3 protein-coding genes are annotated in these 6,623 nt (G+C 71.1%); 2 read left to right on the top strand and 1 reads right to left on the bottom strand.

The window, feature by feature from the left end:
- Positions 1 to 1,633, bottom strand: a 1,633-nt coding sequence (locus ACI79Q_RS20230) for an SDR family oxidoreductase (protein ID WP_456615254.1), incomplete at its 3' end; no start/stop codon positions are given.
- Between the two features lie 281 nt (positions 1,634 to 1,914).
- Here ACI79Q_RS20230 and gyrB point away from each other — a divergent pair.
- Both gyrB and gyrA read left to right on the top strand, forming a co-directional pair.
- Positions 1,915 to 3,945, top strand: coding sequence for a DNA topoisomerase (ATP-hydrolyzing) subunit B (gene gyrB, locus ACI79Q_RS20225; RefSeq protein ID WP_456596019.1), 2,031 nt, complete (start codon positions 1,915 to 1,917; stop codon positions 3,943 to 3,945).
- A 113-nt stretch (positions 3,946 to 4,058) separates the two neighbouring features.
- Entirely contained in the window at positions 4,059 to 6,527 is a 2,469-nt protein-coding gene (gyrA, locus tag ACI79Q_RS20220; RefSeq protein WP_456589582.1) for a DNA gyrase subunit A, read from the top strand.
- The last annotated feature ends 96 nt before the right edge of the window (positions 6,528 to 6,623 follow it).

The following is a 6,623-nucleotide window of genomic DNA, read 5'->3' as shown; positions in this document are numbered from 1 at the left end:
CCCCCCCGAGGGCCGCTACGCCCGCACACTCCGCCCCCCCCACCGCCGCCCGCCCCCCCCCCCCCCCCCCCCCCCCCCCCCCCCCCCCCCGCGCGGTGAGCCAGGACGGCGCGTCGGCCCGTCCGCTGCGTCGCTCGGCCGCTCGGGTGATGCCGCGCAGCATGCCGCCGAAGACGAAGCCGTGGAAGAGGGCGACCGCCCACCAGTACAGGTGCCCGGCCAGCCCACGCGGGGCGAAGGTCGCCCGCTGGCGCAGGGTCGTACCGCCCGCGGCCGGGTCGTGTTCCACGTGGAACTCCAGCCAGGCGAGCCCGGGCAGCCGCATCTCGGCGCGCAGCCGGAGCAGCCGGCCCTCCTGGCGCTCCTCGACCCGCCAGAAGTCCAGCGCATCGCCGACGTAGAGCTCGTCGGGGTCGCGCCGTCCCCGCCGCAGACCCACCCCACCGACCGCCCGGTCCAGCCAGCCGCGGACCCGCCAGGCCAGCGGCCAGGAGTACCAGCCGGCGTCCCCGCCGATGCCCTCCACCACCTGCCACACGGTCTCGGCCGGAGCGGTCGTGGGCCGCACCCGCTCGTCGACGTAGAGGCTGCCCCCCGCCCAGTCCGGGTCGGTCGGCAGCGGGTCGGAGGGCGCGCCGGGGACCGACGCCGACGCCCAGCGGGTCACGACGTCGGAGTCGTGCACCCGCTGGATGGCCAGCCGCACCGCCTCGTCGAAGCCGAGCAGCCCCTCCGGCGGATCGGGCACGTAGCGGGCGATGTCGTGCTCGGTCGCGACGACGGTGTTGCGCAGCGACTCGACCAGCGGGCGCGCGATGGACGCGGGCACCGGCGTGATGAGGCCGACCCAGTGGCTGGACAGCGACGGGGTGAAGATCGGCACCGGCAGGATGCGCCGCCGCGGCAGCCCCGCGACCCGGGCGTAGCGACGCATCATCGTGGCGTAGTCCATGACGTCGGGGCCGCCGATGTCGAAGCAGCGGTGCACGTCGGCCGGCAGCCGGCCGCAGGCGACGAGGTACCGCAGCACGTCGCGGATCGCGATCGGCTGGATCCGGCTGTGCACCCACCGGGGCGTGACCATCACCGGCAACCGCTCGGTCAGGTGCCGCAGCATCTCGAAGGACGCCGACCCCGAGCCCAGGACGACGGCGGCGCGCAGCACCACCGTCGGCACGCCGGAACCGAGCAGGATCGCCGCGACCTCGGCTCGGGAGCGCAGGTGCGGGGAGAGCTCCTCGTCAGCCGGCGCCATCCCGCCCAGGTAGACCAGCCGGCCGACGCCGGCCGCGCGCACCGCCGCGGCCATCACCGTCGCGGTGTGCCGGTCGGCCGCCTCGAACTCCGGCCCGGTCCCCAGCGCGTGGATCAGGTAGTAGACGACGTCGACCCCGGCGCACGCCGCTGCGACCGACGGCGCGTCCCCCGCGTCGGCGCGCACGATCTCCACGTCCCCGGCCCACGGGTGGTCCCGCAGCCGCTCCGGCGAGCGGCTCATGACCCGCACGCGGTGGCCGGCGGCGAGGAGCGCGGGCACGAGACGGCCCCCCACGTAGCCCGTGGCTCCGGTGACGAGGCAGGTGAGGGGCGGGCCGGACTGGTCGTTGCCGGGGGCGGCGGCGGGTGGTGCCATACGGCCGAGTCTGCGGCCCCTCCGACGGCCGCGCGCGGCACGGAACCGGCCAGCGTCGCCCTGACGGCGTGTCGGGGTGGGGGCCAAGCAGGATGGTGGCGGAGCTCCCGCGAGAGGCGCAGACACGGCGTGAGGGCGTGCACGACGCTGTTCCTGTCACACCTCGCGGTATCGTGGGAGACGAAAACCGCCAGCAACCGGCTGAGCGCCCGCCTGCGCCGTCGAGCCCCCCGCACCGGCTGGGGCCGCGATGCGCCGGTTGCTCGAGAGGAAGGCCCCACGTGGTCGCAGCACCCCAGACCGAGTCCGCATACTCGGGCAGCTCCATCACCGTCCTCGAGGGTCTCGAGGCGGTGCGCAAGCGCCCCGGCATGTACATCGGCTCGACAGGCGAGCGCGGCCTGCACCACATGGTGTGGGAGGTCGTGGACAACGCCGTCGACGAGGCCCTGGCCGGCTACTGCGACACCGTCCGGGTGACCCTGCTGGCCGACGGCGGCGTCCGGGTCGAGGACAACGGCCGCGGCATCCCGGTGGACATGCACCCGGTCGAGAAGCGGCCCACCGTCGAGGTGATCATGACCGTCCTGCACGCGGGCGGGAAGTTCGACGGGAAGAGCTACGGCGTCTCCGGTGGTCTGCACGGCGTCGGCGTCACCGTCGTCAACGCGCTGTCCACGAGGCTCGACGTGCGTGTCTGGACCCACGGCAAGGAGTGGTTCCAGGAGTACGCGGAGGCCAAGCCCGGTCCGCTGCAGGAGATCGGTCCCACGAAGAAGCGCGGCACCGCGATCACCTTCTGGGCCGACCCGACGATCTTCGAGACGACGACGTACTCGTTCGACACGATCAGCCGGCGCCTGCAGGAGATGGCCTTCCTGAACAAGGGCCTGACCATCGTGGTGCGCGACGAGCGCCCCGGTCACGGCAAGGCCGAGACCGGCATCGGCGAGGAGTCGCTGGCCGAGGCGGCCGCGCCGGTCGCGGGCGAGGAGGAGGCGTTCGAGCCGACCGAGGTCACCTACCGGTACGACGGCGGCCTGGTCGACTACGTGGCCTACATCAACCGGCGCAAGACGCCGATCCACAAGTCGGTCATCGGCTTCTCCGCCGACGGCGTGGGCAAGAACGACACCGCGATGTCGGTGGAGATCGCGATGCAGTGGTCCGACGCCTACTCCGAGTCGGTGCACACCTTCGCGAACATCATCAACACCCACGAGGGCGGCACCCACGAGGAGGGTTTCCGCGCGGCGCTCACCTCCATCGTGAACCGGTACGCGGTGGAGAAGAAGCTCCTCAAGGAGAAGGACGACAAGCTCACCGGGGACGACATCCGCGAGGGCCTGGCGGCGATCGTCTCGGTCAAGCTCGGCGACCCGCAGTTCGAGGGCCAGACGAAGACCAAGCTCGGGAACACCGAGGTCAAGGGCTTCGTGCAGCGGGTGTGCAACGAGCAGATCGGCCACTGGTTCGAGGCCAACCCGACCGAGGCCAAGACGATCATCACCAAGGCGGCCTCCGCGGCTCGCGCCCGCCGCGCGGCGCAGGACGCCCGCAAGCTGGCTCGCAAGAGCCTGCTGTCGGTGAGCGGGCTGCCCGGCAAGCTGGCCGACTGCCGCTCCACCGACCCGCGCAACTCCGAGGTCTACATCGTCGAGGGCGACTCGGCCGGCGGCTCGGCGAAGTCCGGCCGCGACTCGATGTACCAGGCGATCCTGCCCATCCGCGGCAAGATCATCAACGTCGAGAAGGCGCGCATCGACCGGGTGCTCAAGAACACCGAGGTCCAGTCGATGATCACCGCGTTCGGCACCGGCATCCACGACGAGTTCGACATCTCGAAGCTCCGGTACCACAAGATCGTGCTGATGGCCGACGCCGACGTCGACGGCCAGCACATCAGCACCCTGCTGCTGACGCTGCTGTTCCGCTTCATGCGGCCGCTGGTCGAGGGCCAGTACGTCTACCTGGCCAAGCCCCCGCTCTACAAGATCAAGTGGGGCGGCAAGATCGGCGACGAGTACGCCTACAGCGACAAGGAGCGCGACGCGGTCGTGAAGGCCGGCGTCGAGAGCGGCCGCAAGATCAAGGACGAGATGATCCAGCGGTTCAAGGGGCTCGGTGAGATGAACGCCAGCGAGCTCTGGGAGACCACGATGAACCCCGAGACCCGGATCCTCCGCCAGGTCACCCTCGAGGACGCCGCAGCCGCGGACGAGATCTTCAGCGTGCTCATGGGCGAGGACGTCGAGGCGCGGCGCAGCTTCATCACCCGCAACGCCAAGGACGTCCGCTTCCTCGACGTCTGAGGCCCCGTCCCGGGTCCCGCCCTGAGCTCGCGAAGGGTGGGAGGACGGGGTCCTTTAACGGTCGACTTGGCCTTTTGTCCACCCCTGTGCACCGACCTGTGGAGATCTGAACCGTGACGGAGACCCCACCCCGCGACCGCGTCGAAGCGGTCGACCTCCAGCAGGAGATGCAGCGCAGCTACATCGACTACGCGATGAGCGTGATCGTGGGCCGCGCGCTGCCCGAGGTGCGCGACGGCCTCAAGCCGGTGCACCGGCGCGTGCTGTTCGCCATGTACGACCAGGGCTTCCGCCCCGACCGCGGGTACGTCAAGTGCGCCCGCCCCGTCGCCGAGGTGATGGGTAACTACCACCCGCACGGTGACTCGGCGATCTACGACGCCCTCGTGCGGCTGGCCCAGCCCTGGTCGATGCGCTACCCGCTGATCGACGGGCAGGGCAACTTCGGCTCCCCGGGTAACGACCCGGCGGCCGCGATGCGGTACACCGAGTGCCGGCTCACGCCGCTGGCGATGGAGATGCTGGCCGGCATCGACGAGGAGACCGTCGACTTCCAGGGCAACTACGACGGCCGCACCGAAGAGCCCGTCGTCCTGCCCTCGCGCATCCCGAACCTGCTGATCAACGGCTCGGCCGGGATCGCGGTCGGCATGGCCACCAACATGCCCCCGCACAACCTGCGCGAGGTGGCCCAGGCGGTCTTCTGGATGCTCGACCACCCCGAGGCGGAGGCCGAGGAGGCCCTGACCGCGTGCATGGAGCGGATCAAGGGCCCCGACTTCCCGACCCACGGCCTGATCGTCGGCCGCGAGGGCATCGAGGACGCATACCGCACCGGCCGCGGCTCCGTGCGGATGCGCGCCGTCGTCACCGTCGAGGAGGACAGCCGCGGGCGGGTGCAGTTGGTCGTCACCGAGCTGCCCTACCAGGTCAACCCCGACAACCTCGCCGAGGCGATCGCCGAGGGCGTCCGCGAAGGCCGCCTGCAGGGCATCAGCGAGATCGCCGACGAGTCCAGCGACCGGGTCGGCCGCCGGCTCGTCATCACGCTGCGCCGCGACGCCGTCGCCAAGGTCGTGCTGAACAACCTCTACAAGCACACCCAGCTGCAGACGTCCTTCGGCTGCAACATGCTCTCCATCGTCGACGGCGTCCCGCGCACGCTGCGCCTCGACGAGCTGGTGCGCAACTGGGTGCTGCACCAGATCGAGGTCATCCAGCGGCGCACCCGCTACCGGCTGCGCAAGGCCGAGGAGCGCGCGCACATCCTGCGCGGTTACGCCAAGGCGCTGGACCAGCTGGACGCCGTCATCGCCCTCATCCGGAGCAGCGAGTCGGCCGACGCCGCGCGCACCGGCCTGATGGAGCTGCTCGACGTCGACGAGATCCAGGCCGTCTCGATCCTCGACCTGCAGCTGCGCCGGCTCGCCGCGCTGGAGCGGCAGCGGATCCTCGACGAGCTCGCCGAGATCGAGGCCCGGATCGCCGACCTGCAGGCCATCCTCGAGTCCCCCGAGCGGCAGCGGCAAATCGTCCGTGACGAGCTGGCCGAGATCGTCGAGAAGTACGGCGACGACCGGCGCACCCAGTTCGTCGCCAACGAGGGTGACGTCTCGATGGAGGACCTCATCGCCGAGGAGGAGGTCGTCGTCACCATCACCCGAACCGGGTACGCCAAGCGCACGAAGAGCGACCTCTACCGGTCGCAGCGCCGGGGCGGCAAGGGCGTCATGGGCGCGCAGCTGAAGCAGGACGACATCGTCGACCACTTCTTCGTCGGCTCCACCCACGACTGGATCCTGTTCTTCACGAACAAGGGCCGGGTCTACCGGGCGAAGGCCTACGAGCTGCCGGAGGCCAACCGGACCGCCCGAGGTGCGCACGTGGCGAACATCCTCGCGTTCCAGCCGGACGAGAAGATCGCCCAGGTCATGCAGATCAAGGACTACACGGTCGCGCCGTACCTGGTGCTCGCCACCGCGAAGGGCCAGGTCAAGAAGACCCGGCTGACCGACTTCGACTCCCCGCGCCAGGGTGGCGTGATCGCCATCAACCTGCGCGACGGCGACGAACTGGTCGGCGCCGCGCTGATCGGCCCCGACCAGGACCTGCTGCTGGTCACCCGCAAGGCGATGTCGATCCGCTTCAAGGCCGACGACGCCGCGCTGCGTCCGATGGGCCGGGCGACCGAGGGCGTGCGCGGCATCTCGCTCGCCGACGACGACCGGCTGCTGTCGATGATCGTCGCGCAGGAGGGGGTGGACGTCCTCGTCGCGACGGAGCGCGGCTTCGCCAAGCGCACCGGCATCGAGAACTACCCGAACCAGGGCCGGGGCGGCAAGGGCGTGCTCACCGCCGACCCGAAGGCCCGCAAGGGGGCCCTGGTGGGGGCGCTGGCCGTGACCCTCGGCGACGAGCTGTACGCGATCACCTCCGGGGGTGGCGTGATCCGGACGCCGGTCAACGGCGTGCGCCACAACAAGGATCGGGCCACGATGGGTGTCAAGCTGATGAACTTGCCGGAGGACGTCTCCATCGTGGCGATCGCGCGTACGACGGACAACGACGAGCCCTCGGCCTAGGGTGAGTAGCTAGGCACGCAGGAGACTGCGGCTCCGCGGCGGTCACGAGCCGTCGCGGAGCCCGGGACCGAAGGAGCGGCACAGCCGCTGCGGAAC

The organism is Blastococcus sp. SYSU DS0828, assembly GCF_054050975.1.
The sequence above is the reverse complement of the archived record's forward strand: the minus strand, read 5'-3'. Positions and strand labels throughout refer to the sequence as shown.